Origin of the sequence: Embleya sp. AB8, assembly GCF_049739465.1 — a bacterium.
Lineage (GTDB): Bacteria > Actinomycetota > Actinomycetes > Streptomycetales > Streptomycetaceae > Embleya.
This window is the reverse complement of record NZ_JBMHHY010000002.1, coordinates 433,356-459,451: the sequence shown is the minus strand read 5'-3', so window position 1 is coordinate 459,451 and position 26,096 is coordinate 433,356. Positions and strand designations below refer to the sequence as shown.

Below are 26,096 nucleotides of genomic sequence, written 5' to 3'. Positions count from 1 at the left end.
GCCGGTCAGCCCTGGAGCAGGGCGGGAAGGTCGCGGATGGAGCCGAGTACGTGGGTGGCGCCGGCCGCTTCGAGCGCGGCGCGGTCGTGTGCGCCGGTGAGGACACCGGCGGCGATGGCGGCGCCGGAGCGCAGTCCGGTGAGCACGTCGAACGCGGTGTCGCCGACCACGGCGACCGCCCGCAGGTCGTCGACGCCCAGCCGCAGTACGGCCTTGAGCACCAGGTCCGGATAGGGCCGGCCACGCCCGGCCTCGGCCGGGCACAGGGTCAGGTCGGCCAGCTCGGTCCAGCCGAGCGCGGCCAGGATCGCGTCCTGGGTGGGTCGGCCGAAGCCGGTGGTCAGCGCGACCTTGACGCCGGCCGCGCGCAGTGCGCGGATCGTGTCCTCGGCGCCCTCGATCGGCGCGCACCTGCCCGCCCCGACCAGGTCGCCGTAGGCCGCCTCGAACGCGAGGTTGGCGGCTTGGGCGCGCTCCTCGTCGCCGTCGAGCAGGGCCCGGAAGACGGTGATCTTGCTTTCGCCCATGGTGTCGTGGACGTAGCCGAGCTTGCGCTCGTAGTCGGCACTGCCCGGCTCGACGCCGACCGCGCCGATCGCCCGGGTGAACGCCTCGACGACGAGGCCGTCGTCGGCGACGGTGGTGCCGGCCATGTCCAGGACGGCGAGCTGATACTGCGTCATGAGTGGTGCTCCGGGGGGATGTTCGCGACGGGCGGGGTCGGCGGCGGGCGGGGTCAGAGGCCGGCGAGGTGTGCGGTCTGCTCGGCGATGGCGGGCGAGCAGGTCATCCCGCGCCCGCCGGGGCCGGTCACCAGCCAGGTCGCGGGGGCGACCTGCTCGCGGTGCACGACCCGGGTGGTGTCGGTGGTCTGCGCGTACACCCCGGCCCAGCGGCGGCGGATGGCCGGCAGCGGCCGGCCGAGCAGCCGCTCGGCGACCTCGACCAGGTGTGTGTAGGGCGCGGAGTCCACGTCGAACGCGAACGGCTCGTCGTATTCGTGTGTGTCGCCGATGGTCAGTCCGCCGTCCAGGCGTTGGATCATCAGCAGCTGCATACGGTGTTCGGCGGGCACCGGCGCCTGGGGTCGGGCGGTGCGCAGTGCCTCGAGGGCGGTGCCGGCGTAGGCCGGGTAGTAGCGGAAGCTGTCCCCGTCCGCGATCGAGGTGGTCAGCGCCTCGTCCAGCGGGTCGGTCTGCATCATCTGCAGGCGCACCCGGCGCACCGGCAGCTCGGGGGCCAACTCGCGGACCAGGCCGGTCAGCCAGGCCCCGGTGCACAGCACCACCAGGTCGCCCTCGTGGGTGACCCCGTGGTCGTCGCGCACTCCTGTGCCGCCGGCCAGCAGATCGCGCACCTCGCGACCGGGCAGCCAGGTGTACCGGCCACTCGCCGCCAGACGACCGCGCAGCGCGGGCAGCGCGACCCGGGATTCCACCGCGCCGTCCCGCTCGCACCACAGCGCGGCATCGAACTCGCCGCGCAGCGCCGGGTTGTGGGCGCGCGCCTCGCCGGGAGCGAGCAGCTTCAGGCCACGCTCGGCGGCGTCCGGCAGGGCGAGCGCGGCCTCGGCGACCGCGACCTCCTCGGCGCCTCGGCATACGGTGAGCGAGCCGTTGGCCCGAAAGCCGATGCCGGGCACGTCGACGCCCAGGCGCTCCCACAACTCGCGGGCCCGCAGCGCGGTGTCGAGTTCGTCGCCACCGGCTCGACCACCGACCCACACCAGGCCGAAGTTGCGCACCGAAGCACCGCGCGCCTCGCGCTCGCGCTCGATGTGCACGACCTCGTGCCCGCGCTCGATGGCCTGCCAGGCGTGCATGCTGCCCAGCACGCCACCTCCGACGACAATGACTCGCACCGGCTTCCTCCACGTTCTCGGCGATTGCGACCAGCTTGGGAGTGGCCGATGCCGAGCATGCGGAGGCGGTATGTCGTTCGGATGAACAGTCCGTTAAGGTCCGAACCTGTTATCTCGCCGTTATAAAAGCCGGTGCGCTACTGGGCCCGCAGGCGCGTGGCGAACCCCATCCGGTCGCCGCGGAACAGTGCCCGGACCCGCTCGATGGGCACCCCCTCGGGGTCGTACGAGGTACGCATGACCAGCAACATCGGCAGCGCCGGGTTGGTCTCCAGAAGGAGCGCCTCGCGCGGCGCGGCCAGCACGGTCTCCACCGTCTCGTCGATCTCCGCGAAGACCACCCCCAGGTCCTCCTGGAGGCACAGGTAGAGCGAACCCTCCGGGCGCAGCACGTCCAGGATGGTCGGGAAGCGGTCCAGCGGCAGGTAGGTGCTCTCCAGGCCGATCGGCTCGCCGTCGGCGAGCAGCACCCGTTCCAGATGCACCGTCAGATCGCCCGCCCGGATCCGCAGCCGGGCGGCCAGATCGGGCTGCGCGACGTGGTATTCGAGGGTGACCACCCGGCGCCCCGGGGTCAGCCCCATCGAGCGCACCGCCTCGGTGTAGCTGCCCATACTGACCGGCTGCATCAGCTTGGGCGGCGCGACGTAGGTCCCCCGGCCGCGCGCGGAGCGCAGTCGGCCCTCCATCACCAGCTCGCCTATCGCCGCGCGCAGCGTGGAGCGGGCCACCCCGTAGTCGGCCGCGAGTTCGCGTTCGGAGGGCAGTAACGCGTCCTCGCCCAACTCGTCCATGAGTTGGAGCAGACGCATCTTCACCGTGTACGACTTGGGTACACGGCCGTGTTCGGGGACGCCGTCGCGATAGGGACGGGCCGTGGAGTCCGGTCTGGGCACGAGCGGAGCCTAATCGGCCGGCGCCGGGTACGTGCGACCCTTCCACGCCGCACCGCGCCCGCGGGCGTGCCGCACCGCCGAGTGCACGGTCATCCCCAGGTAGAGCGTCGCCGCCAACGGCAGCAGCACGGCCTCGACGGCGGGGCGTGCGTAGTAGCGCACCATCGGCACGTACGTCGCGCTCATCAGCGCCCACACCGCGAGCCCGAGCAGCGCGAGCGCGGGGTCCGCACCGACGATCCCGACCACCAGCGCGACCGGCGCGGCCAGATAGACCAGCGCGAGCCCGAGCACCGTGCCGGCCAGCAACAACCACGAGTGCCGAAGCTGGGCGAAGGCGCTGCGCGCGACCATGTTCCACAGGTCCGCGAGCGCCGGATAGGGCCGCACGCTGTCCACGTGCCGCTCGGGACCGTCGGCGAGCACCAGCCGGATCCGCCCGCCCGCGCGCTTGATCGCGGTGCCGAGGGACACGTCGTCGATCACCGCGTCCCGGATCACCGCCACCCCGCCGGCCCGCTCCAGGGCGGTCCGCCGGACCAGTACGCAACCCCCGGCCGCCGCCGCGACCCGCGAGGTCGGTCGGTTCACCCGGCGGAACGGGAAGAGTTTCCCGAAGAAGTACACGAAGGCGGGCACGATCAACTTCTCCCACCGGGTGTGCGTGCGCAGCCGGGCCATCACCGACAGCAGGTCGAGCCGATCCCGCTCGGCCTCGCCGACCAGGCGGGCCAGCGAATCGGGCGCGTGCGCGATGTCCGCGTCGGTGAATAGGATCCAGTCCACCTCGCCGACCGCCTCGACGCCGTGTCGCAGTGCCCACACCTTGCCGGTCCAGCCGGCGGGCGGCTCGCCCGGCGTGGTCACGGTCAGTGGCACCCGGCCTGCGGCGCCTTGCCCGGTGTCCAGTCGCGCGGCCAGCTCGCCGGTGCCGTCGGTGCTGCCGTCGTCGACCAGGAACACCTCGGCCCGCCCGGGGAAGTCCTGGGCGAGCAGCGTGGGCAGGCTGTCGCCGAGCACCTCCGCCTCGTCCCGCGCGGGCACGATCACCGCCACCGACACACCGCCGGGCGGCGGCGGGGCCGGGTCGGCCAGCCGCACGTCGGTGCGCCAGAACCAGCCGTGGCACAGGGTCAGATAGAGCCAGCCGAGGCCGGACACGGCGGTGATCCACAACAAGACGTCCACATCCGGAAGCCTGCCGGCTCCGGTACGCCACTCGGGCGCTCCTTCCGGGTGAAGTCCGCGCGCGAACGGGGTCCTGATCTCAAGAGCGGTACGGCCGGGCCCGATACCGGGTATGGGACCCGTTCTCGACGGTTGAGAGTCGAGCGAACTACCCATCGGCAGAAGGGCGGTGCCCGTCATGGGCGACGCGACGACGAGGACCCAGGAGCATGTTCGCGGCGGGGCCACCCGCTGGCAGGGATTCGAGGTCGGCACCCGCGTACGAGTACAGGTGGGCCTGAGCACCGGCCACATCGGCGAGGTCTGCGAGGTGTTCGCCGACGCGCACCGGCCGCCGCTGTCCCCGTACCAGTGGTATTCGGTGCGCTTCGCGGACGGCCTGCGCCCGCTGTATCGCCACGACGAGCTGATCGAGCTGTCGTAGGCCCGTTTCCGTCCCGGACCACCGCTCGACCCCTGCCCGCACAGCCCGCGTGCGCCCGCGCCCCGATGGCGGGCGCACGCGGTATGCGGTGGACCGGTTCACCGCCTCGAACGGCCCCGCGACCGGGTGTCCAACGACACCGTCGGTCGGGTCTTGCGCTCGCACGCCTGCCGAGGCAGGGTGCGAACACGGGATCTGAAAGGGCGTCAGAATGACGATCAAGCTGGGCGTGATGGCGCCCTTCGCGGACGGGTTGATCACCTCCGGCGGGTTCCTGCGCGACTTCGCCGGGACGTTGGAGGAGTGCGGCGTCGAGTCCGTGTGGACCGTCGAACACGTCGTGGTCGCCGAGGACTACGAACCCCGCTACCCGTACTCGGCATCGGGTCGTACGCCGAGCGCCGCCGGCGTGGTGCCGATGCCCGATCCGCTGGAGACCATCGCCTTCCTCGCCGGCGCCACCCGCACACTGCGTTTCGGCACCGCGATGGTGGTCGCGCCGCTGCACAGCCCGGTGGTGCTGGCCAAGCGGGCCGCCACCATCGATCGGCACTCGGACGGGCGGTTGTCGCTCGGTCTGGGCATCGGCTGGCAGCGGGAGGAGTACGCCGCGGTCGGCGCCGCCTTCGCCGAGCGCGGCGCCCGACTGGAGGAGTGCGTCGGGGCGATGCGCGCGCTGTGGGCAACCGCGCCCGCCACCTTCCGGGGCCGGTTCACCTCGTTCGAGCGGGTGCACTGCCTGCCGCGCCCGGAGCGGGGTGCGGTGCCGGTGGTCCTGGGCGGCAACAGCGAACCGGCGGTACGGCGGGCGGGGCGGATCGGCGACGGCTGGTTCCCGTACACGATCACCCCCGACGAGTTCGAGACGCGGGTCGAGTTGTTGCGCGCGTCGAGCCGAGCGGCCGGGCGGGCGGCGGACGCCGTGGAGATCACCGCGTGGCCCGGTTCCTGCGACCGGGACCGGCAACACGAGCCGGACTGGGTACGCCGGTTCACCGCCGCGGGCGCGAGCCGCCTGGTGTTCGCGCCGAATCCGGCCGAACTTGCCGGCCCCCGTGGGCTGGACACGCTGCGCGAGCGGATCGCCCGATACCGCGAGACCGTGTTGGACAAGCTGTGACCGGCGGCTCGGCGCCGGCGTCCGACGAGGTGAACATCCTCGACCACGTCACTCTGACGAACGATCAGGTCGCGCTGTGGTTGGGCCAGTTCCATGATCGTTACCTGCCCGGCGCACAGCGGCGCGGGATGCGTCTGGAGCGGGTCTGGCGCTCGCCGGCCGGCCGCGATGCGACCACCGTGCACATCCTGTGGATCCTGCCGGGGATTCGCGCGTTCTACGCGATGCGCGCAGGGGCCGCCGCCGATCCGCGGGTCGCCGCGTTCTGGGCGGCCACCGACGGCTACGCGCTGGATCGGCAACGCCGGGCGCTGCAACCGGCGACCGCACGACACCCGGGAGCGTACGCATGACACGGTGGGTGGTGCTGGCCGCCACGATGCCCGCGCCGGGAACGTCGGTGGTCTCGGCGGGGCCGGACCTGCCGGGCAGCGTCGGTGGGCACGGCTGTTCGTGGGATCTGGTCGCCGACACGTCGCCCGAATTGCCCGCGGGTGCCGACGCGGTGGCCCTGCTGCCGGTGCGCGCCGGGTTCGTGCCGCTGACCGGGCGCCGGGTCAAACGCACCCTGCTGTTGACCGTGCGTAGCGGTACATCGGACGCGGTGCGCGCGGAGTTCGAGTCGGATCTGGTGGCGATGCCCGAGCACATCCCCACGATCGCCTCGTGGGCGTTGTCCCGGGTGGATCCGCGCGGGCCCGCGTCGCGGTGGACACATGTATGGGAGCAGGAGTTCGCCGATGTCGAGGGGTTGACCGGGGAGTACCTGCTGAACCCCTACCACTGGGCGCATGTGGACCGCTGGTTCGACGGCGAAGTCCCCGGGTCGATCGTGGAGTCGGCGCTCGCCCACGTCTTTCGCTGGAGCGAGGTGCCGGCGATCCCCGCGAGTAGAACTGACTGATCGTCAATTCCGCGGCCCGACAAGGGCAACCAACAGGTGCGTCCATTCTCGATCGGTGAATCTGAGGACCACGCAGGCGCGTTGCTTGGAATCGCGGACGACCACTTCGAAGGGCCGCCGGTTCACCACCTCGACGCAGTTGCCGTGCACGCTGCTGTACGAGCTGCGTCGCCATGCCGGCGCGTGGCTGTCCCGCGACCAGGTCGCCATCGGCCCGTCACCCCTGATTCGTCGAGGCCTCCCGGCGGGCGAGCCGAACCCGCTTCCCCCATGTGAGGGCCGGGGACATCGCCCGATCGGGTGAACCGTGTACACGCGGACACCGAAGTGGCGGCGAGAGTTGCACCACCGGGTTTCGTGGAGCATCCTACCGAGCACCCTCACTTTACGCGCTGACAAGATCACTTAAAGCGACGGGACGGGGCGGGGCCGCTTGCGGGGGCAAACGCAGCCCACGCAACAGGAGGTAGCTGCATGACCACCCTGGCCGATCCGGAAGTGGCGGACGCAGAGGACGAGATCAGCCCGACCATCACGCTGCCGGCGATGCCCGCGTGCGTGTCCGCCGTGCGGGAGCATGTCCGCGTGGCGCTGACGGTCTGGGACCTCGAATCGTTGTCCGACATCGCCGTACTTCTCGCCTCCGAACTGGCGACCAACGCGGTCCGCCACGCGGGCCTCGGACGCCCGTTCAGCGTCGTGGTCCGCCGCGATCGTGCCCCCGACGGCGGCGCCTGCGTCTGGATCGAGGTGCACGACACCGACACCCGGGTGCCCCAGGTGGTCCAGGCGAGCGACGACGACACCACCGGGCGTGGCCTGTTGCTGGTCGAATCGTTGTCCGACGGCTGGGAGTCGGTCCCCGAGCCCGGTGGGAAGTGTGTGCGCTTCCGGCTCGCGATGACCGCCTGAGGCTGCCCGCCCGGCTCACTCCCGCGCCGCGACACCCGCCGACGGCGCGGCGTAGACGGGCAGTTCGTGCACGTGTGCGCGACCGGGCGCGAGCGTGTCCACGGCCAGCCGGCCCAGGTGCGGGTGATGGGTGAACAGCACCACCTGGAACCGGTCGGCCATCGCGTCGAGCACCGCCAACAGCGCGCGCGTGCGCCCGTCGTCGAAGGTCATCGCGACGTCGTCGAGCACGATCGGCATCGCCCGGCCCGCGTCGGCGTAGACGTCCAACGAGGCCAACCGCAGGGCCAGATAGAGCTGGTCGCGGGTGCCCTCGCTCATCTCCTCCACCCCGACCGACCCGGCGCCGCCCGCCCGCCGCGCACGCAACACGGGGGCGCCCTTGCGGCCTTCGGTCTCCACGAGCAGCCGATCGAAGCGGCCGGCGGTCAGCGTGGTGAACACCTCCTCCGCACGGGCCAGCACCGGGGCCTGATTCTGCTTGCGGTAGTCCTCCATACAGCGCAGCAGCACCTCGCGGGCCAGCCGCAGGCGGACGAACTCCTCGGTGTCCTCGGCAATCGCGGCCACCGTGCCGGCCGCCTCCTCGTGCGCCCGGGCGGCGGCGCTCGACTCGCGCTCCAGGTCGAGCACGATCTGCCGATGCCGGCCCAGCGCCTCGCCCGCCGCGGCATAGGCCGCGTCGGCCTCCTCGGCGCGGCGTGCGGCGTCCTCGAGTTCGACGTCGAGTTCCTCGGGGGCGTAGCGAGCGGCCTCACGTTCGAGCTCGGGCGACAGCAGCGCGCGGTGTCCGGCGAGCGCCTCGTCCAGCTCGCCCACCCGGGCGGATCGGGCCACCGCGGCCCGCAGTTCGCCGACGTCGCGCACACCGGCACCGGCCACCAGGGCGCCCAGCTCGGCCGCGATCCGCTCGCCCTCGGTGCGATCGGCGGCGATCTTGTGGTCGAGTCGGGTGATGCGTTCGGCGAGTCGGGTGCGGGCCTCGTCGGCGCTGCGGGTGCGGGTGAGTTCGGCATGCAGGGCGAGTACGGCGGCGAACGGCGGGCGGCCGTCGAGCCCGGTCGGGATCGGGCGGGCGCAGGCGGTGGAGATCTCGGCCGCGCGGGCGGTGAAGTCGGCGATCCGGTCCGCCGCGCGGGCCCGGCGGTGGTCGGCCTCGGCCGCGCGCGCGAGGGTCGCCGCCACCTCGGCCAGCGTGCCCACCGCGGCGGCCACCGCGTCCGGGCCGCCGTCGGGCAGGTCCAGGGTGCGGGCCAGGTCGTGCCGGCGGCGCTCCCATCCGGCGCGTGCACCCAGGGCCCGGTCCGATTCGGCCGTCGCCTCGGCCAGTTCGGCCTCGGCCTCACGCACGGCGGCGACCCGGCTCTCGTGTTCGCGCATCGCGTCGACGAGCGCGTCACGGCGGGCGTCGGCGGCCTCGATCAGCGCGGGCAGGCTGGTCGGGCCGGCCGGCGCGCCGGACGCGGCCAGCGCGGCGGCGAATTCGGCGGCCAGCTCGGCGGCGCGGGCGCGTCCCGCGGTCAGGCGGGCGCGCACCGTGCGGGCCTCGACCTCGACGGCGGCCAGGTCGCGGATCGTGTCCAGGAACGTGGCGGCGTCATGCGGGTCCGGCGTGGGCAGGCCGCTCGGCGCCCAGGCCCGTGCCCATGCCTCGGTCAGCTGCGCCTGCCGCTCGGTCGCGGCCACCCGGCGGGCGGCGAGTCGGGCCAGGGTGCGCTCGTCGTGCGCGATGTCGACCTGTAGTCGGCCGTGCCGGACCGCGTCCTCGGCCCGGCGGGCGATGTGTTCGGCGATCTCGTCGGCCGCCGCGACCGCCCGCTCGTATGCGTCGATCCGGTCGTCGGTCAGCGGCGGGCTCGCGCAGATCAGCGTCCACAGCCGGTCGCGCTCGGCCCGGGCGGCGGCCCAATCGGCGGGCGTGGGCGGCGGATCGGCCAGGGACAACACGGCCGACTCGCGGCGGCGCGCGTCGTGCTCGGTCAGCAGGGCATCCTCGGCCGCCACCGTCTCGGCCAAGTCGGCGCGCGCCGCGGCCAGTTGTCCGACGTGGTCGACGACCCGTGCGCGACCGGGCAGCCGCAGTCGGGCCGGATGGTCGGCGGCGAGCACGTCCAGGTCGGCCAGGTCGTGCCGGGCGCGCAGGTCGAGTGCGGCCTGTTCGAGCTCGGCCAGCCGCTGCTCGTCGCCGGCCAGGTCCTCGACCGGGTGGCCCGGCACCGAGCGCAGCAGCGCGCGCAGCGCGGCCGGGTCGGCGGGCACCGGCCGCGCCGCGCAGGCCGCCTCGGCCGCGTCGAGCCGGGCGCGGCGGTACGCGACCTGTTCGGCGGCGGCGGCGAGCCGGGTCTCGCACACGTTGAGTTCGTCGCGCAGCGCGGTGACCCGCTCGGCGACGCCGGGGGGCAACTCGTAGGCGGTGGGGTCGTCGAGGGCGCGGTCCGGGCGCACTCGGGCGAGCAGTTCGGCGGCGGTGGAGCAGGCCTGCGACGCCTCGTCCTCGGCGTCGGCGGCCAGCTCGACGGCGTCTCGGACGGCCGCCGCGTCGGCGTGCAGCGCGTCCACCGCGGCGGCCCGGGCGAGCAGGGCGTGGTCCACCGTGCGGTCGGCCCATTCGCGGCGGGCCTCGGCAAGTTCGGCGCCGGCCCGCTCGCTCCGGGCCGCCGACTCGGCCGCGCGTTGGTCCAGGGCGGCCAGCTCGGTCGCGACCTCGGCGGCGGGCAGTGGTCCGCGGCCGACCAGTTCGGCCCGCTCGGCGTCCAGCGCGCTCTGCTGGGCCAGTACGGGTTGCGCCTGGCGGGCCCGGGTGAGCCGGTCGAGTCGGGCGCGCGCCTCGCTGCGGTCGCGGCCGAGCCGGTCGCGGTCCTCCTCGACCCGGCGGCCCTCCTTGACCGCCTCGCCGAACACCGCCGGGGCCAGTCCGTCGTCCTGGACCCGCCTGCGCAGCCGGCCCAGCTCGGTCAGCGCCGCGTTGATCCGCTGATTCTTCCCGCGCGTCTTGTACAACTCCCCGGCGCGTTCCTCGAGTCGGGCGAGCACCGCGCCGAGCCGGGCCGAGGAACGTGATTCGAACAGGGCCCGTCCGACGTCCCCCTCGCCCCTGAGCAGTTCGGCCCCGCCCGCCCGCAACCCGGCGTGGTCCAGCGCGAACACCTGCCGGAAGTCGTCTCGGCCCACGCCCGCGAGCAGCCGGGTCAGCTCGGCCTCGGCGAGCACCGAACCGTCCGCGCGGGTGAGCGGGTTGCGGTCGCGCTTGTGCCGCACCACGTCCAGCACCGTCCCGTGCTCGTCGCGCACCAGCGCGCCGATCCGCAGGTCGCGCATCGCGTGGACGAAGTCGTACGAGGTCTGCCGGTCCATCCCGTAGAGGAGTTGGTCGAGGGCGTGTCGCACGGTGGACTTGCCCGCCTCGTTCGGGCCGCTGATCACATGGACGCCGGGGGCGCCGAGTTCGATGTGGCGATCGGTGAAGCAGCCGAACGCGATCAGGTCGAGCCGATCGATCCTCATCCGGGCTCCCCGTCGGTCCCGGTGACCAGCGCGGTGAGCAGGTCCACCGCCTGGTCGAAGAGGTCCGCGCGCCAGGCCGGGTCGGCGGGCGCGATGCCCTCCTCGGCCACCCTGGCATCGAGTGTCTTGAGCCCCGGTATGCCGCGGACCAGCTGCTCCAGTGCGCTCGGGTCGGCGCGCAAGGCCTGGGCGGTGCGCGCCAGATCCGCCACCAGGGCGGGCAATTCGGCGCCGGCGTCGGCGAGTTCGGCATGGCGGGTGGCCAGTCGGACCTTCTCCAGCCATACCCCGGAGAACTCGGCGGCCAGCGCCCGGGTCTCGAACACGAACCGGCGCTCGTCCCGCCACAACGCCTCGTGCACGTCGCCGGCCCCGGTGATCCGCACCCGGCCGGCCAGCAGTCGGTCGCCGGCCGACGCCCGTGCCTCGGCGATGCGGCGCCGGACCAGGTCGAGCACGTCGTCCACATCGGTGGCGGTCGAGGCGTCGACGTCGAGTCGGGCCCAGCGCACCACGTCGAGGTCGCGGTGTTCGATCGCAACCCGGCCGGGCTCGTCGACGGTGATCAGCGTGGCGCCCTTGGGGCCGGTCTCGCGGGCGTGCCGGCCCTGGATGTTGCCCGGGAAGACGATCCACGGCTCGGCCTCGTGCACCACCTCGCGCGCGTGCACGTGGCCGAGCGCCCAGTAGTCGTAGCCGCGCGAGACCAGGTCGCCGACGCTGCACGGCGCGTAGTTGTCGTGCCCGTCGCGGCCGGTCAGCGCGGTGTGCAGGAGTCCGACGTTGAACATCCCGCCGCGCGGCGCGGGATAAGTGACCGCGAGGTTGTCGGTGACGTCCCGGACGCCGAAGCCCTGGCCGTGCACGGCCAGGCCCAGGTCCTCGAACGCGACGGTCTCGGGTTGGTCGGTGGAGAACCGGTGCACGTTGGGCGGCAGCCGCAGTTCGCGGGTGATCCGGCTGTCCGCGTCGTGGTTGCCCGCGACCAGCAGCACCGGGATGCCGGCGTCGGCCAGGCGGCGCATCTGTACGGTGAAGAACAACCCGGTGTGGTAGTCCTTCCAGTCGCCGTCGTAGATGTCGCCGGCGAGCAGCACGGCGTCGACCGCCTCGGCCCGGGCCAGGTCCACCAGGTTGGCCACGGCCCGCCGCGCGGCGCTGCGGATCTCCTCGACCGGCGCCCCCTCGTAGCCGGAAAGCCCCCGCAGCGGGCTGTCGATGTGCAGGTCGGCGGCGTGCAGCAGCTTCATGAAGCGGGGCGCCTCCGGTCGGCGATCACAGGGCAGCCAGGATAGGCACACGGCACCGACACGGCAGGGCTTTCCGGCGGGCCGGACAAAGGGTGGGGCTGGCCCCACCCTCGATCCGCCAGGCACCTACCTGGTTCGTGCCCGCCGGTCCGGCCAGGCTTGAGGAAACGCTTCAAGCCCGTCCGGGAGTTCACCGTGGCAGCTCGACCCACCGACCGGAGGCACCCGATCTCGGCGCCGCTGGCGGCCTGCGCGGTCTGCGCGGTCGCGGGCGCGATCCTGTGTCTGGCGGTGGCCCACCGGTCCGGCTTCGCCGCCGACCTGGGGGTGCTCGGGCTGCTGCGCCGGCCCGCGCCGGTGGCCACCCTGGTGTTCGGGTTGTCCGGGCTGCTGGTGGCGCTGCGCGGCGGGCCGAGCGGGAAAAACCGGTTGAACCCGCCACGGGAGAGACCGCACCCTGAAGACTCCGCCGAACGGCGGTAGGCATGGGCGGGTCGCCCCGTCACGGGGAGGGGGCGACCCACTCACGCACTACTGGTTAAGATGTGCACGCAACTACGCAGGCTCGCGTAGCTCAGCGGGAGAGCGCCTCGTTCACACCGAGGAAGTCACTGGTTCGATCCCAGTCGTGAGCACCGTCGGGTCATTCGATGACCCGGATCAATCGAGGGCCGCTCCGTCGAGCGGCCTTCGGCACGTTCAGGACCGTACCCGGCAGCAGTCGATCCGGATCCGGGCCGATCACGTCGCGGTTGGCGTCGTAGAGCGCCTGCCAGCCGCCGATCACGCCGAGGTCGCGCGCGACCGAGGAGAGTGTGTCGCCCTCCTTGACCGTGTACCGCGCGCCGAGCAGGCCGATCTGCCGGGCGCATTGCGGCCACGCCTCCCAACCCTGCATGCCCAGGATCTGCTCGGCGACGGTGATCTGTTCGCCGCGCGTGGCCCGGTCCGGGCGGGTGGCGTAGTCCTGTCCGCCCGCCTCGTCCCAGGTGCTCGGCAGGATCTGCAGCCCGCCGTAGTAGCCGTTCCCGGAGTCCAGGTTCCACCGCCCACTGCTCTCGCAGTCGGCGAGGCGGTCCCAGACGCCGTCGTCGACCACGTCCGCGGCCGGCCCGAGGGCCTGCGCGGCCGGCGACGCCACGATCAGGCCGGCACCCATGGCACCGGCGAGTACGAGAAACGCGGACGATCGCATGATCTGCTTGGCCATGTCAGCCGACAGTAGGCACCGAACACCCCGATTTCGGTGACCGAACCGGGGGCAGGCCGGTGAATCACCCGCGTGGCCGCGTGCGCCTGCGGCGGGCGGTTCTCGGCCTCTCGACGGACCGGGCCGGCACGGCGGGCCCGGCGGGACCCGGAGATCGCCCTACCCGAGGTCGGGCAACAGGCCGGAGGGGATGGTGAGTCCCGAAGGGAGCAGGCCGCTGGGGAGGAGGCCCGTCGGGATGCCCGGGGGAAGGCCGGCCGGTTGTTTGGGGGCCTGGGTGGACGGTGACTTGGCCGGGCCGTCGCCGCCGCTGTCGCGGGTGATCAGGATGACGCCGGTGACCACGCCCGCCACCACCACGAGGGCGAGTACCAGGACCAGCAGCGGGTTGCCGCGCCGGGCGCCGCGTTGCGGTTCCGGCGGCGGCTGCCGGGGTTGTTGTGGGTACGGCGGCGGCGGGTCCTGATACGACACGGTTTCCACTCCCCCAAGCGACCGGTGCCGGGGCCGAAATATCCCCGAACATCCATGCTGGCACGATCGGGGTGCGCGGGTGCCGGTCTGCCGAAGTCGAGGGAGATCCCGCCCGCCTCGGGCTCAGAGGTCCTTGGTCAGTTCCTCGAACTCCAGGTCCTCGCGCAGCGGCTTGCCGAAGCGCTCGTTGCCGTAGGGGAACGGGGAGCGCACGCCGGTGCGGGTGAAGCCGCGTCGTTCGTACCAGGCGATCAGTTCCGCGCGTTGGCGGATGACGGTCATCCGCATCCGCTCGGCGCCCCACCGCCGCACCGCGACCCGCTCGGCCTCGGCGAGCAACAACCGGCCCAGACCGCCGCCCTGCCGGACCGGTCGGATCGCGAACATCCCGAAGTAGACGACGTCGTCCGCGTGCCGCGCCAACTGGCAACAACCGAGCAGTACGCCGTCCCGCTCGGCGATCCACATCACACTGTCCGCGCCGTCGACCACCTCCGCGACGGCCTCGGCGTCGGTGCGCCGCCCGGCCAGCAGTTCGGCCTCGGTGGTCCAGCCCCGGCGGCTCTCCTCGCCGCGATAGGCGGATTCGATCAGCTCCACCAGGGCGGGTATGTCGGCCGATTCGGCCTGTCGGAAGGAGACGGAGACGACCCCCTCGGGGGACTCCTGCGTCCGGGTCGACGCTTCCTGCGGCACCATGGTTGTTTCTCGCCCCTCGTCGATTCGGCAATGTGTTCCATGCCGCCCCCGAGCGTACGGCGTGGGTCCCCGCGAGGGGCCTGCGCTTTCGGTGGCGGTCGGGCGATGACAAGGTGTCCGGAGCGTGGCAACCGGATGGCCTCGCCATGGATCGAGGGCCATCGGGCGACAAGAGACAGATAAACGGGAGATGCCGCACATGGTGAGGGCAGGCGTTCGCCGGCTGCTGGACATACGAAGGACCAGGATCTCCCTGGCTCTGGTGGGTCTGTGGCTGCTCGCCGCATGCGTCGCCGTCCGACAGGCCAACGAGGTACTCGACCGACCCCAGGACCGCAGACTGCCCGATCTGGACGCGTGGCTGGGTCCGGAGGGTGTGCTGCACCTGCCCGGCTCGTTGTACGACTCCGACGCGCGCGGCGCCACGTTCAGTGGGACACCGTTCGCGGGTTGGCTGCTGCGTCCGCTCACCCGGGCCGCGGAGCACGGCCTCGGGGTCGCCTGGACGGTGGCCACGCTGCTGATCGTGGCCGCGATCGGGGTGCTCGTCGCGCACGCCCTGCCGGCTTTTCGTACCCGCCGGGCGCGGCTGCTCGCGGCGCCGCTGATCATCAGCCTCCTGGTGTTGTCGCTGCCGGTGCGCGGCAACCTCTCGCTCGGCCAGCTCAGCCTGCTCCCGGTACTGCTCGTGTTGCCCGCGATGCTCAGGCCCGCGCCCGGGAAACCCGCCGCGATCGCCGCCGGCATCGGTGCCACGCTGCACCCGGCGATGTTGTTGTTCGCGGTCTACCTGTGGCTGACCGGCAAGCAGCGCGCCGCGGCGAACGCCGGCGCCACCTTCCTGGCCTGCACCGCGCTGGCGTGGGTGACCATGCCGCGCGACTCGTACACGTACTGGGTGCACCACGTCGCGGGCGTCGGCCTGGGCGGGGACGCCTCGGCGCTGTCCAACCAGTCGCTGCACGGCCTGCTGTTGCGGATCGGACTCTCCGGGCCGCTGGAGATCACCCTGGTGGTGCTGCTGTCCGCGGCGGTGTTGTGGTTCGGCCTGCCGCGCGCGGTGGCCTACGCCAAGGACGGACAGGCGCTGCTCGGCGTCGCACTGGCCGGCTGTGTGATGGTCGCGGTGGCCCCGGTGTCCTGGCAGCACCAGCAGTTGTGGATCCTGCTCGCCGCCGCCGGTCGGCTGGGCGCCCGGCAGACCGACCGCATGGTGTGGCCGGTCGCGGTGTTCATGATCATGACCTTCGACAGCAAGACGCTGATCTGGGGCAAGTTGTCCGCGGTCCGGGTGGTCGCCGACAACGGGCCGCTGCTCCTGGCCGTCGCGTCGGCGTGTGTGATCCCGTTCATCACCAAGGCATCGGCCAAGTGGACCCCGCAGGCGGTGCCGCAGGGGGCCGCCGCGTCCGGTCGGTTCCCCTGGATCCCGGCCCTGCCGTTCGGCTGGCGACCGCTGTCCCGGCCGAACCTGCTGCTCGAACTGCTGATGATCCGGGTCGGCTACCAGATCTACTCGTTCATCCGGGCCTCGGTGCCGGATCAGCGCCAGGTCGCCGAGACGCACGGGCAGCAGATCATCGACCTGGAGAAGTTCCTGCACGTCGACGTCGAGCGGAGCCTGAACCACTTCGTGGCCAAGGTCGGTTGGCTCGAGAACGGGATGAACTTCTTCTACGAGACGTTCCACTTCATCGTGCCGGTGGTGATCCTGGGCATCCTCTACGTCCGCAAGCCCGCCGCGTACCGCTCGGCGCGCACCGTGCTGAGCGTGGCCACCATCACCGGCCTGGTCGGCTTTTGGCTCTACCCGCTCGCGCCGCCGCGGCTGATGCCCGGCTACGACTACATCGACACCGTGCACGGCGTGCAGGACCTGAACAACCCCAGCTTCGGCGCGCTGACCAAGATCTCCAACCAGTACGCGGCGATGCCCTCGCTGCACGTGGGCTGGTCGTTGTGGTGCGGGCTGATGATCCTGGCCATCGCGCCCAAGGGCTGGCGCTGGCTGGGTCTGCTCTACCCGCTGTCGACCACGATGGTGGTGATGGGCACCGCCAACCACTGGATCATGGACGCGGTCGGCGGCGCCGCGGTGGTCACCCTCGGCTTCGCGGTGCAGTACCTGCTCACCGGACGCTCGGCGTTCGCGGTCGAACCGGCCGCCGTGCCCGCCGCAGAGGTGGCAGGGGCCGGCGAAATCCGGTCCGCCGACGCGATTAGCACACCGGTGCCGCGTCAGGCCGGCGAGTCGTCGGTGATCACTCGTTCGTCGGAGGCAAAGCGGGATGTTCCAGGTCCACGCGACGATCCCGACAAACAGCCGGTCGACCGCAAAACGTGACGACACGCCTCCTCATTACCAACACTTTGCCAACGAACCCCGCAACCCGATCGTGCTTCGAGCGGTAGTCACTGTGGCCGGCGCCGGAGGGGCCCGGCCTCCCAGTGACACCTCGAGGAGCACCATGACGCACATCTCGCGCCGCGTAGCCCAGGCCGCCCTGCTCATCGCCGCGGGCGCCGCGCCGATCCTGGGCGCGACCGCCGCACACGCGGCGGAACTGCCCACGGGTGGCCTCGGCACGCTGACCCAGCCGGACGTCGGCGGCCTCGCCGAGAAGATCCCCGCGGCCTCCGAGGGCGCGGGCGACGCGGCCGGCGGCACAGCCGCCAAGACCGTCCCCGCAGCCGCCAAGACCGCAGGTCAGACGGCCGGCACCACCGCGTCCAACGCGAACAAGACGGTCGGCGAAAGCGCCGCGGCGGCGGCCCCCGCCGCGGGTCGGACGGTCGGTCAGGCGACCCCCGCGGCCGGTCAGTTGGCCGGCGGCGGCGTCCCCGCCGCGCCCGCCCTGCCCGCCGCACCCTCCCTCGGCGGGCTCGCCCTCGGTCACTGATTCGACCGGTCGGAATCCGAGTGAAACCGGCGGGGCCGGTGCGGCGTGTCCATTGATGCCGCACCGGCCCCGCCGTGCGTCCGATCCGCGCCTGTCCCCCGTGGGGACTAGCAAACGATTGGGTATCCCTCCGTGGGATGACGTACAAAGGGCCGTCGTGCGCATCCAAATTACTTCGTGGGTGTCTACGCTGTTCTGCGAGCGTTACGAAGAGTCGCAATCCTGGACATAAGACACAGGGGACTCTTCAACCACCCCACAATCGAGGAGCACGGTGTCTGCCACGACGCGGGCCGCCGCGAACGGCCACAACAAGAACGGCACCGGCACCCCGGCTGCCGAGCGCGTGCGCGGGATCTCGGCGGGGGTGCTGATCTGGTATCTGCGGATCGTGGCGGCTCTCGACCTGGTGGCCGCGATCTCGGTGCCGCTGCGCGACCGGGTGCGACACCACGACACGGGCGAGTACTACACCCCCTTCCTGGTCACGGCCAGCTTCACCTCGGCCGCGCTCGCCGCCTTCCTGGCCATCATGCTCGGCCGCCGCAAGCGGGCCGCCTGGGCGTTCACGGCGATCCTGCTCGTCCCCTCCACCGCGGTCTACATCTGGGCACTGTGGTTCGACGACCTGCGCCAACACCCGTTCAACTGGTCCTCGACGCTGATCACCTTCCTGGTCTGCGTCGCGTTGCTGCTCAGCTTCGCCGAGTTCGGCGCCAAGGGTGACCGGGGCAACGTGCTCAAGGCGGGCCTGGTGCTCGCCGGCGGCGCGGTGGTCGGCGTGGTGCTCGGCTCGACCCTGGTCAGCGCCACCGACCGGATCCCCGAGTCGAGCATGGGCGACCGGATCCTCTACGCGGTGTTGCGGATCTTCACCCTGGCCCCGGACAGCGATCTGGGCTCGGTGTCGGTGCCCCGCTGGGTCGACGTGGTGATCAACGTGGCCGGCGTGATCCTGTTCCTGCTCGTGCTGTTCGTGCTCTTCCGGGCGCCCAAGGGCCGCGAGTTGCTCACCCCCGACGACGAGGTGATGTTGCGCGAGCTGCTCGACAAGCAAGGCGAGCGGGACTCGCTCGGCTACTTCGCGCTGCGCCGGGACAAGGCGGTGATGTGGTCGCCCAGTGGCAAGGCGGCGGTCGCCTACCGGGTCGTGGGCGGCGTCTCGCTCGCCTCCGGCGACCCGATCGGCGATCCCGAGGCGTGGCCCGGCGCGATCGACCGCTGGCTCGCCGAGGCCGAGGAGCAGGCCTGGGTGCCTGCCGTGATGGGGGCCAGCGAGGAGGCCGGCACGATCTTCGCGCGGCACGGTCTGGACGCGTTGGAGCTGGGCGACGAGGCGATCGTCGAGGTGGCCGAGTTCAGCCTCGAAGGCCGCGCGATGCGCGGTGTCCGGCAGGCGTACAACCGGGTCAAGCGGGCCGGATACACCACCCGGGTGCGCCGGCACGAGGACATCCCCGAGAACGAGATGCGCGAACTGCTGGACCTGGCCGACCACTGGCGGGACGGGCAGACCGAACGCGGCTTCTCGATGGCGCTGGGCCGGCTGGGCGACCCGGACGACGGGCGCTGCCTGATGGTCGAGTGCATGGACGAGGAGGGCCGACTGCGCGCGGTGCTCAGCTTCGTGCCGTGGGGCCGCAAGGGCGTCTCGCTCGACCTGATGCGCCGCGACCGGGAGTCGGACAACGGCCTGATCGAGTTCATGGTGCTCGACGTCATAGAGGGCGCCAAGGCCTATGCCGCGGCGCACGCGAAGCCCGCCAAGGGCAAGGGCAAGCCGCGGCCGGCCGAACCGGAGGCCGAGGCGACTCCCGAGCCGTCCTCGCCGATCGACATCGAGCGGATCTCGCTCAACTTCGCGATGTTCCGCTCGGTCTTCGAGCGCGGCAACAAGCTGGGCGCGGGTCCGGTGTTGCGACTGTGGCGCGCGGTCCTGGTGTTCTTCTCGCGCTGGTGGCAGATCGAGTCGTTGTACCGGGCCAACGAGAAGTACCGGCCGATCTGGGAGCCCCGCTACATCTGCTTCCGCAAGGCCAGCGAGTTGCCCCGGATCGGCATCGCGGGGGCCCGGGCCGAGGGCTTCCTGACCACGCCCACGCTGCCCCAGCTGTTCGGCGCCCGGCACGAGCAGCGGGTGGCCTCGATGACCAAGCGCAAGGCCGCCGAGTCGACCCCGCCGCCGGCCGGCTGGACGGCCGAGCAGCGCGAGCCGGCGGAGCACAAGCAGCCCTGAGCGGGCGGTCGCGGCAGGCCGAAGGGCGGCATCCCCGATGGGGGTGCCGCCCTTCGGGCTTCGGTGCCGGCTCAGACCAGGCGGCGGATCTCGCCGCGCACCCGGTAGAAGCCGCCGCGCTCGGCCGGGTGTACCGCGTCCACCACGTAGCGCGCGCCGGCCACCCGGACGTTCTTCGGGAACTGCACGTTCCAGCCGCTCTCGTAGCCCGCGCTGACCACGTGCACCCGCAGCCGGCCGCCGCCCTGGTCGACACACTCGACCAGCACGCCGGTGCCCGCGTCGGTGGTGGTGGCCACCTCGGTGGTCGGTACCACCGCCTCGATCGCCGCCGCCTTGACGTCGCGCACCTGCGGCACGGTGCCGCCCCGGGCCGCCTCGATCGCCGCCTCGCTCACGTCGATGCAGGCCAGCGAGCCGTCGGTGGTGACGATGTACAACTTCTCGTCGTGGTACTGCATCGAGAACGCCGAGCCGCACGTGGTGCCCAGCTTCCACAGCCGCTTGCCGTCCTCGGTGAAGCAGTAGACCGTCGAGGAACTGTCGCCGGCGAAGACGTACTTGCCATTCTCGGCGGTCGCGCAGGAGAACACCGACGCGTCGCAGTCGTAGGTGGTACGGATGGTGCCGTCGGACTTGGCGATCCGGTGCACCTTGTTGCCGGAGGTGCCGGCGTAGACGTCGTCCCGCTCCTGCCAGCCGAAGAGCACCCCGCCCCTGGTCTTGGCCCGCCACAGCTCCTTGCCGTCGGCGGCGGCGAACGCCTGTACGCCGGCGCTGTGTCCGTGGTAGATCGCGTTCTCGTCGCAGCGCACCATCCACGCGCCGGTGCCGTTCGTGGCCTCGGCCCACAACGACTCGTCCTCGTGGTCGATGGTGGTGCAGCCGCCGTTGGAGTCGGACACGCCCAGCACGCCGTCGTGGATGTCGAGCCAGTAGATGTCGATGTTGTCGGTGATCTCGTAGGCCACGCGCGGGGCCTTGCCGCCGATGTCGTAGACGTTGCCGTTGTCGCAGCCGGCGTAGATCCACGAGTCGTCCGCGACGATGCACTTGACGCCGTTGGGCAGTTGGTAGCGGCCGGTCACCTCGCCGGTGTGGTCGAGGAACCACACGTCGCCGCGCTGGTTGCCGACCAGCACCCGCTCGGCGTCCACGAAGATCCCGAACGCCGAGGAGCCGGTGCGGTAGCGCCACAACACCGGCGCGGAGTTGCGGGCGGTGGTCGGGCGGGACACGATCTCGCGGCGGGTGATCGAACGCGGTTGGCGCACGCCCTGTACGGCGCGCTCGTAGCCCTTGCGGAGTTTGGCGGCGATCTTCTTCTTGGCGTCCGCCTCGGCCTTCTCCGGGCTCGCGTGGGTCGTCGTGCCGGTCTGCCCCTTGGCGCCGATCCGCCCGTACGTGACGGTGACGTCGAGCCCGTCGACGACGACCTCGTAGTACTTGTGCGCCCCGTCGCCCTCTTCGGACAACTCAAGGTAGGTACGGCTCTCGGGCATGACGACTCCTCGGCTCCGCTGGTCCGGTGGTTGTTGCGAACTTCCGCGACGGGGTGGGGAATACCGTGCCGGACGAGGGGATCGGCGCCCCGTCGTCCCCTGCGGCGATGGTCCGACCCTACTCACGCGAGCCGACAGCGGTGCGGCCTGTGAAAGAACGATTCGATCACCCGGACGGCGCATCCCGGGACCGAGGGGTCGGTTGTCGGGCAAAGTGCTCCGCGGTCCGCCCGGCCCCTACTCCGCGGGGAGGATCATGGTGGGCGCGACCCCTCCCCGTGGACGACGTTTCAGCCTCCGGCACCGGGTTAATCTCCACTCGTCCCGATCACCGGTCGCCGGTCCGACCCCAGCACGGTCGGTCCGAAGACCCCGCTTGCCCGAGGAGTCCATGTGGCCGGGCACATCATCACGACTCTGGCTCCTGCGGCGTTCGGCGCCAGACCGGTCGGCGAGCGCCTGGAGCGGGTGCGCAGATCCCCGCACTTCCACGACGGCGCGTTTCGAAATCCGGTGCCGACGCGGCGGGGCAGCCCCGGGGCGATCGGCAAGATGTTGCGCGCGCAGAAGGCCGCGTCCGGGCTGCGCCGGCCGGCGCGGGCGATTCCGCTGGTCCCGGCGACCGCGGCGGACTTCGCCCGGCCGGCGGTGACCGGACTGCGCGCGTGTTGGCTCGGGCACGCGACCGTGCTGGTCGAGGTGGACGGTGTGCGGGTGTTGTTCGACCCGGTGTGGAGCACGCGGTGTTCGCCGTCGGCGGCGTTCGGGCCGGCTCGGCTGCACGCGGTGCCGGTGCGCTTCGCCGAGTTGCCCGATCCGGATGTGGTGGTGATCTCGCACGACCACTACGACCACCTCGACATGGCCAGCATCCGGGCACTGGCCGGGCGGGACACGGCGTTCGTGGTGCCGCTGGGGATCGGCGCGCATCTGGAGCGGTGGGGCATCGCCGAGGAGCGGATCACCGAGTTGGACTGGCACGAGGCGGGCGAGGTGGCCGGGCTGACCTTCACCGCGACGCCGGCGCGGCACTACTGCAATCGCGGCGCGCGGGTGCTCGGCACGGTGTTGTGGGCGTCGTGGGTGGTCGCCGGGCCTCGGCACCGGGTGTTCCACAGCGGGGACAGCGGCTACTTCCCGGGCTTCGCGGACATCGGGCGCGAGCATGGGCCGTTCGATCTGACGATGATTCAGGCGGGTGCGTACGCGGAGGCGTGGCCGGAGGTGCATCTGCACCCGGAGGGCGCGGTGCAGGCGCATGCGGACCTGGCCGGTCGGTTGATGTTGCCGATCCACTGGGGCACGTTCGACCTGGCGCCGCACGCGTGGGAGGAACCGGCCGAGCGCTCGGTCGCGGCGGCCCGGGCACTGGGCACCGACCTGGTGATCCCGCGTCCCGGCGCACTGTTCGAACCGGCGCTGGTGGACGGCTCGGAGGTGGAACCGTGGTGGCGCGAGGTGGCGGCGGGGGCGGAGCGGTGGGCCGCGGGCGAGGGGGATGTGGTGCGGGTGTCGTCGGTGGGGTCTTCGGTGGGGGCTGGGTCGGCGGCCTGAGGCTTGGCGGGGGCGGGGAGGCGGGCGCGGGACGTCCTTTGTCTGTCCTCAGGCGCCGGACGGGCTGGGATTGGCCGGCCTGCGGCCCGCTTTGTCCTCAAGCGCCGGACGGGCTGGAGTTGGTTGGGTGGGCGCCCCGGGGTCCCGGGCGCGGGACGTCCTTGTCCTCAAGCGCCGGACCGGCTGGAATTGACCGGCCTGCGGCCCGCTTTGTCCTCAAACGCCGGACGGGCTGAAATTGGCTGGGCCGGCGCCCCGGAGTCGCGGGCGCGGGACGACCTATGTCCTCAAACGCCGGACCGGCTGGAATTGGCTGAGTCGATGCCCCGGAGTCGCGGGCGCGAGACGACCTTTGCCCTCAAACGCCGGACCGGCTGGAATTGACCGGCCTGCGGCCCGCTCGTCCTCAAACGCCGGACGGGCTGAAATTAGCTGGACCGGCGCCCTGGAGTCGCGGGTGCGACACAAACTTTGCCCTGAACCGCCGGACCGGGCTGGAATTGGCTGGGTTGATGCCCCCGAGTCGCGGGCGCGTGACGACCTTTGCCCTCGAACGCCGGACCGGCTGGAGTTGGTTGGGTCGGTGTCCTGGAGTGGCAGGTGTGGGGCGTCCGCGAGGGTCGGTCGATCCGAGGGGCAGGTCCCCGGCGCGTCTGCGCCTACGGCCCGGGCTGACCCGCGTGCGCCCATCCCGGGCGCGTCAGCGCCCACGACCGTGGCCGCCCCAAGTGATCGACGTGCGAAGCGCGGAGAGCGGCGGAGCCGCAAGGTTGGACGGCGTGGCCCGGAGCGAAGCGGAGGGACACGCCGTCCCGAGCGAGGTGCCGCTTTTTTGCGGAGGAGCGAAGCGGGGGAGCAAAAAAGCGGCACCTCGCGAGCCGGCGGCGAAGCCGCCCAACAAGCAGCAACGCTCCCGAACCGACTCTGGCCCACCCCGCTCGCTCCGCTCGCGACGCGGCTTCGCGGCACGCCCGCACTCGCGAGCCGGCGGTGGCGAACCGCCCATTCAAGCCCCGTTCCAGATCGTGGCCCGAACACCCCTCGGCAGGACCATTACCGGGGTGCGGGCGTTGCGGACGATTTTGTGTGAGACGTCGCCGACGAACACCCGCTTGACCGGGCCGACCGTGCTGGATGCGCAGATCAGCAGGTCGTCGGCCCAGGTGACGGTGTCCAGGGCGGTTCGTACGTCGTCGCCCTCGGCGGTCTCGCCGTCCACGGACACGTCGAGGTCGGCGATCGCCGCCCCCAGGTCCTGCCGGGCCTGCTCGCGGGCGGCCCGCAACACCTGGTGCTCGGCCGCCTGGTGCTGCTTGCCCGAGTAGAGCCGGACCGGGCGCAGCACCAGGGTCAGCAGCCGTAGGTCGGCGTCCAGTCGGCGGGCGAACTCGGCGCCGCAGCCCAGGACTCCGCTCGTGTTCGGGTCACGTTGCCAGGCGATCGTGCACCGGGCGATCCGGGCCGGCGGGTGGTCGGCGAAGCCGCGCGGGGCCAGCGCCACCGGGACCGGCGAGCCGTGCAGGAGTTGATCGGCGGTGCTGCCCACGGCCACGCGCGCGGCCCGGCCGCCCGGGGCCGGGCCGAGCACCACGAGCGCGGCGCCGTGTTTCTCGGCGATCCGGGCCAGTCCCCGACCGCTGCCCCGATTGCTCGTGATCGCCCGTTCCACCGGCAGGTCCGGCGCCCAGCCGCACAGTCGGGCCTCGGCATCGTCGAGCAGCCGATGGGCCTGCTCGCGCAGGAACGCCCGCCACTCCGCGTCCACCGCCCCGACCCCCGCGCCCGGCGAGGCGGGCGGGCGTACGTGTGCGAGCAGGACACCCGCGCCCAGTTGCCGGGCCAGCACCATGCCCAGCGCGAGGGCGTCCTGCCCGCGCGGCTCCGGCTGACAGCCCACCACGATCCGCATCCGCGCGCCGTCCCCGCTCACCGGCCCACCTCGGCGACGGCCTCGGCCCGCCAGCGCGAGTGGCGGTAGCCGTACAGGAAGTAGATGGTCACGCCGGCCGCCATCCAGAACAGGAAGACCACCCAGGTGATCCCGGAGAGGGTGGCCATCAGATAGATACAGAAGCCCACGCCGCACAGCGGGGTGATCGGGAAGAACGGGGCGGTGAAGCCGCGTGGCAGGTCCGGACGGGTCCGACGCAGCACGATCACCCCGATGTTGACCAGGGTGAAGGCGAACAGGGTGCCGATGCTGGTCGCCTCGGTGAGTTGGCCGAGCGGGACAAGCGCGGCGAGCACGGCCACCCACGTGCCGGTGATCAGTGTGTTCGCCACCGGGCTCTGGGTACGTCGGTCCACCTTCGCGAAGATCGGCGGGATCAGGCCGTCGCGCGACATCGCGAACAGGATCCGGGTCTGTCCGTAGAGCACGGTCAGCACCACGCTGGCGATCGAGATGATCGCGCCGGCGGAGAGGATCGTCGCGGCCCACGAGCCGTGCGTAACATCCGTGACGATCTTCGCGAGGGTGGCCTCGCTGCCCGCGAACTGCCGCCAGGGCAACGCGCCGAGCGCGGCGAGGGCGACCGCGACATAGACGACGGTGACGATCGCGAGCGAGATCAGGATCGCGAGCGGCAGGTCCCGGCGCGGGTTCTTGGCCTCCTCGCCGGCGGTGGAGGCGGCGTCGAAGCCGATGTAGGAGAAGAACACCTGGGAGGCACCGGCACTGATCCCGGCCACGCCGAGCGGCGTGAACGGCGACAGGTTGCCGTGCTTGAACGCGGTGAACGCGATGGCGCAGAAGAAGGCGAGGGTGAGCAGCTTGATGAAGACCATGATCGTGTTGGCCACGGCGCTCTCCGAGACCCCGCGCACGAGCAGGATCACCGCGAGCAGTACGACGATCACCGCCGGGATGTTGAACGTGCCGCCGTGGCCGGGCGGTTGGCTGATCGCGGCGGGCAGGCTGACCCCGAAGGCGGAGTCGAGCAGTTCGTTGACGTACTGCCCCCAGCCGACCGCGACGGCGGAGATGGACACGCCGTACTCCAGGAGCAGACACCACCCGCACACCCACGCGATGCCTTCGCCGAGGGTGGCGTAGGCGTAGGAGTAGGACGAGCCGGACACCGGGATGGTCCCGGCCAGTTCGGCGTAGGAGAGCGCGGAGAACAGCGCGGTGATCGCGGCGACCACGAAGGAGAGCACCACGGCCGGGCCCGCCTTGGGCACCGCCTCGGCCAGGATCACGAAGATGCCGGTGCCCAGGGTCGCGCCGACGCTGAAGAAGGTCAGTTCGAGGAGTCCCATCGTGCGCCGCAGCCCACCGCCCTCGCCGCCGGCACTCTCCGCGAGGATCGCGTCCACGGGTTTCGTCCGCAGCACTCCCCGGCGCGACCGGGGTACGGCATGGCTGGCGGGCAATCCGGCCTCCCTGGAGAACATGACCTGAGAGGGAGGGGTGCCCCCGGGCGCGGTGCGCGAACGGTGATTCAGCCATTCGGCCCGGCG

23 protein-coding genes and 1 tRNA gene are annotated in these 26,096 nt (G+C 72.2%); 11 read left to right on the top strand and 13 right to left on the bottom strand.

Annotated features, from left to right (window positions below):
• Positions 1–5: 5 nt before the first annotated feature.
• The 4 genes from ABIA38_RS05075 to ABIA38_RS05060 form a co-directional block, all read right to left on the bottom strand.
• Positions 6–683, bottom strand: coding sequence for a phosphonatase-like hydrolase (locus ABIA38_RS05075; protein WP_424637165.1), 678 nt, complete (start codon positions 681–683; stop codon positions 6–8).
• A 53-nt stretch (positions 684–736) separates the two neighbouring features.
• A complete protein-coding gene (locus tag ABIA38_RS05070; RefSeq protein WP_424637164.1) occupies positions 737–1,861 on the bottom strand; it encodes a TIGR03364 family FAD-dependent oxidoreductase in 1,125 nt (374 codons plus the stop codon).
• A 137-nt stretch (positions 1,862–1,998) separates the two neighbouring features.
• Positions 1,999–2,679 (bottom strand): GntR family transcriptional regulator, encoded by a 681-nt coding sequence (locus tag ABIA38_RS05065; protein WP_424637188.1) that lies wholly within the window; start codon positions 2,677–2,679, stop codon positions 1,999–2,001.
• Positions 2,680–2,766: 87 nt separating this feature from the next.
• Positions 2,767–3,945, bottom strand: a complete 1,179-nt coding sequence (locus tag ABIA38_RS05060; protein WP_424637163.1) for a glycosyltransferase — start codon at positions 3,943–3,945, stop codon at positions 2,767–2,769.
• A gap of 178 nt (positions 3,946–4,123) precedes the next feature.
• Here ABIA38_RS05060 and ABIA38_RS05055 point away from each other — a divergent pair, with 178 nt between their 5' ends.
• From ABIA38_RS05055 to ABIA38_RS05040, 4 genes are all read left to right on the top strand, one after another.
• Complete coding sequence (locus tag ABIA38_RS05055; protein WP_424637162.1) at positions 4,124–4,369, top strand: hypothetical protein; 246 nt, start codon at positions 4,124–4,126, stop codon at positions 4,367–4,369.
• A 211-nt stretch (positions 4,370–4,580) separates the two neighbouring features.
• Positions 4,581–5,489 carry an LLM class F420-dependent oxidoreductase gene (locus tag ABIA38_RS05050; protein WP_424637161.1) on the top strand — a complete coding sequence of 303 codons (909 nt, stop codon included), beginning with the start codon at positions 4,581–4,583 and terminating at the stop codon, positions 5,487–5,489.
• Positions 5,486–5,842, top strand: a complete 357-nt coding sequence (locus ABIA38_RS05045; RefSeq protein WP_424637160.1) for an NIPSNAP family protein — start codon at positions 5,486–5,488, stop codon at positions 5,840–5,842. Before ABIA38_RS05050 ends, ABIA38_RS05045 begins: the two co-directional genes overlap by 4 nt.
• Positions 5,839–6,393, top strand: a complete 555-nt coding sequence (locus ABIA38_RS05040; RefSeq protein ID WP_424637159.1) for a Dabb family protein — start codon at positions 5,839–5,841, stop codon at positions 6,391–6,393. Before ABIA38_RS05045 ends, ABIA38_RS05040 begins: the two co-directional genes overlap by 4 nt.
• Positions 6,394–6,396: 3 nt before the next feature.
• On the opposite strand, the gene ABIA38_RS05035 is transcribed toward ABIA38_RS05040, so the two are convergent.
• Positions 6,397–6,603, bottom strand: coding sequence for a DUF397 domain-containing protein (locus ABIA38_RS05035; RefSeq protein ID WP_424637158.1), 207 nt, complete (start codon positions 6,601–6,603; stop codon positions 6,397–6,399).
• Between the two features lie 264 nt (positions 6,604–6,867).
• On the opposite strand from ABIA38_RS05035, the gene ABIA38_RS05030 reads away from it, so the two are divergent.
• Complete coding sequence (locus tag ABIA38_RS05030; protein WP_424637157.1) at positions 6,868–7,305, top strand: ATP-binding protein; 438 nt, start codon at positions 6,868–6,870, stop codon at positions 7,303–7,305.
• Positions 7,306–7,320: 15 nt separating this feature from the next.
• Here the strand turns inward: ABIA38_RS05030 and ABIA38_RS05025 are convergent, their stop codons facing one another.
• Together ABIA38_RS05025 and ABIA38_RS05020 are read right to left on the bottom strand one after the other, a co-directional pair.
• Entirely contained in the window at positions 7,321–10,809 is a 3,489-nt protein-coding gene (locus ABIA38_RS05025) for an AAA family ATPase (protein WP_424637156.1), read from the bottom strand.
• A complete protein-coding gene (locus ABIA38_RS05020; RefSeq protein ID WP_424637155.1) occupies positions 10,806–12,059 on the bottom strand; it encodes a metallophosphoesterase family protein in 1,254 nt (417 codons plus the stop codon). The genes ABIA38_RS05025 and ABIA38_RS05020 overlap by 4 nt, the downstream gene beginning before the upstream one ends.
• Before the next feature lie 195 nt (positions 12,060–12,254).
• Between ABIA38_RS05020 and ABIA38_RS05015 the strand changes: the two genes are divergently transcribed.
• Both ABIA38_RS05015 and ABIA38_RS05010 read left to right on the top strand, forming a co-directional pair.
• A complete protein-coding gene (locus ABIA38_RS05015; protein ID WP_424637154.1) occupies positions 12,255–12,542 on the top strand; it encodes a hypothetical protein in 288 nt (95 codons plus the stop codon).
• Positions 12,543–12,622: 80 nt separating this feature from the next.
• Positions 12,623–12,694: transfer RNA gene (locus ABIA38_RS05010), tRNA-Val, on the top strand.
• An 8-nt stretch (positions 12,695–12,702) separates the two neighbouring features.
• On the opposite strand, the gene ABIA38_RS05005 is transcribed toward ABIA38_RS05010, so the two are convergent.
• The 3 genes from ABIA38_RS05005 to ABIA38_RS04995 all read right to left on the bottom strand — a co-directional run bounded on the left by ABIA38_RS05005 (position 12,703) and on the right by ABIA38_RS04995 (position 14,442).
• Complete coding sequence (locus ABIA38_RS05005) at positions 12,703–13,269, bottom strand: transglycosylase family protein (protein WP_424637153.1); 567 nt, start codon at positions 13,267–13,269, stop codon at positions 12,703–12,705.
• 159 nt (positions 13,270–13,428) lie between these two features.
• On the bottom strand, positions 13,429–13,743 hold the full coding sequence (locus ABIA38_RS05000; RefSeq protein ID WP_424637152.1) for a hypothetical protein: 315 nt from the start codon (positions 13,741–13,743) through the stop codon (positions 13,429–13,431).
• Between the two features lie 123 nt (positions 13,744–13,866).
• Positions 13,867–14,442, bottom strand: coding sequence for a GNAT family N-acetyltransferase (locus tag ABIA38_RS04995; protein ID WP_424637151.1), 576 nt, complete (start codon positions 14,440–14,442; stop codon positions 13,867–13,869).
• A gap of 199 nt (positions 14,443–14,641) precedes the next feature.
• Here ABIA38_RS04995 and ABIA38_RS04990 point away from each other — a divergent pair, with 199 nt between their 5' ends.
• The 3 genes from ABIA38_RS04990 to ABIA38_RS04980 all read left to right on the top strand — a co-directional run bounded on the left by ABIA38_RS04990 (position 14,642) and on the right by ABIA38_RS04980 (position 19,578).
• Complete coding sequence (locus ABIA38_RS04990; protein ID WP_424637150.1) at positions 14,642–16,786, top strand: bifunctional glycosyltransferase 87/phosphatase PAP2 family protein; 2,145 nt, start codon at positions 14,642–14,644, stop codon at positions 16,784–16,786.
• Positions 16,787–16,910: 124 nt separating this feature from the next.
• Positions 16,911–17,342, top strand: a complete 432-nt coding sequence (locus tag ABIA38_RS04985) for an ATP-binding protein (RefSeq protein ID WP_424637149.1) — start codon at positions 16,911–16,913, stop codon at positions 17,340–17,342.
• Between the two features lie 274 nt (positions 17,343–17,616).
• A complete protein-coding gene (locus ABIA38_RS04980; protein ID WP_424637148.1) occupies positions 17,617–19,578 on the top strand; it encodes a phosphatidylglycerol lysyltransferase domain-containing protein in 1,962 nt (653 codons plus the stop codon).
• 71 nt (positions 19,579–19,649) lie between these two features.
• Here the strand turns inward: ABIA38_RS04980 and ABIA38_RS04975 are convergent, their stop codons facing one another.
• The gene (locus ABIA38_RS04975; protein ID WP_424637147.1) at positions 19,650–21,080 is read right to left on the bottom strand and encodes a PQQ-binding-like beta-propeller repeat protein; all 1,431 of its coding nucleotides are present in this window, start codon (positions 21,078–21,080) and stop codon (positions 19,650–19,652) included.
• 393 nt (positions 21,081–21,473) lie between these two features.
• Here ABIA38_RS04975 and ABIA38_RS04970 point away from each other — a divergent pair, with 393 nt between their 5' ends.
• Entirely contained in the window at positions 21,474–22,634 is a 1,161-nt protein-coding gene (locus ABIA38_RS04970) for an MBL fold metallo-hydrolase (protein WP_424637146.1), read from the top strand.
• Positions 22,635–23,640: 1,006 nt separating this feature from the next.
• On the opposite strand, the gene ABIA38_RS04965 is transcribed toward ABIA38_RS04970, so the two are convergent.
• Complete coding sequence (locus tag ABIA38_RS04965) at positions 23,641–24,564, bottom strand: universal stress protein (protein ID WP_424637145.1); 924 nt, start codon at positions 24,562–24,564, stop codon at positions 23,641–23,643.
• Positions 24,561–26,030, bottom strand: coding sequence for an amino acid permease (locus ABIA38_RS04960; RefSeq protein ID WP_424637144.1), 1,470 nt, complete (start codon positions 26,028–26,030; stop codon positions 24,561–24,563). The genes ABIA38_RS04965 and ABIA38_RS04960 overlap by 4 nt, the downstream gene beginning before the upstream one ends.
• Positions 26,031–26,096: the final 66 nt, after the last annotated feature.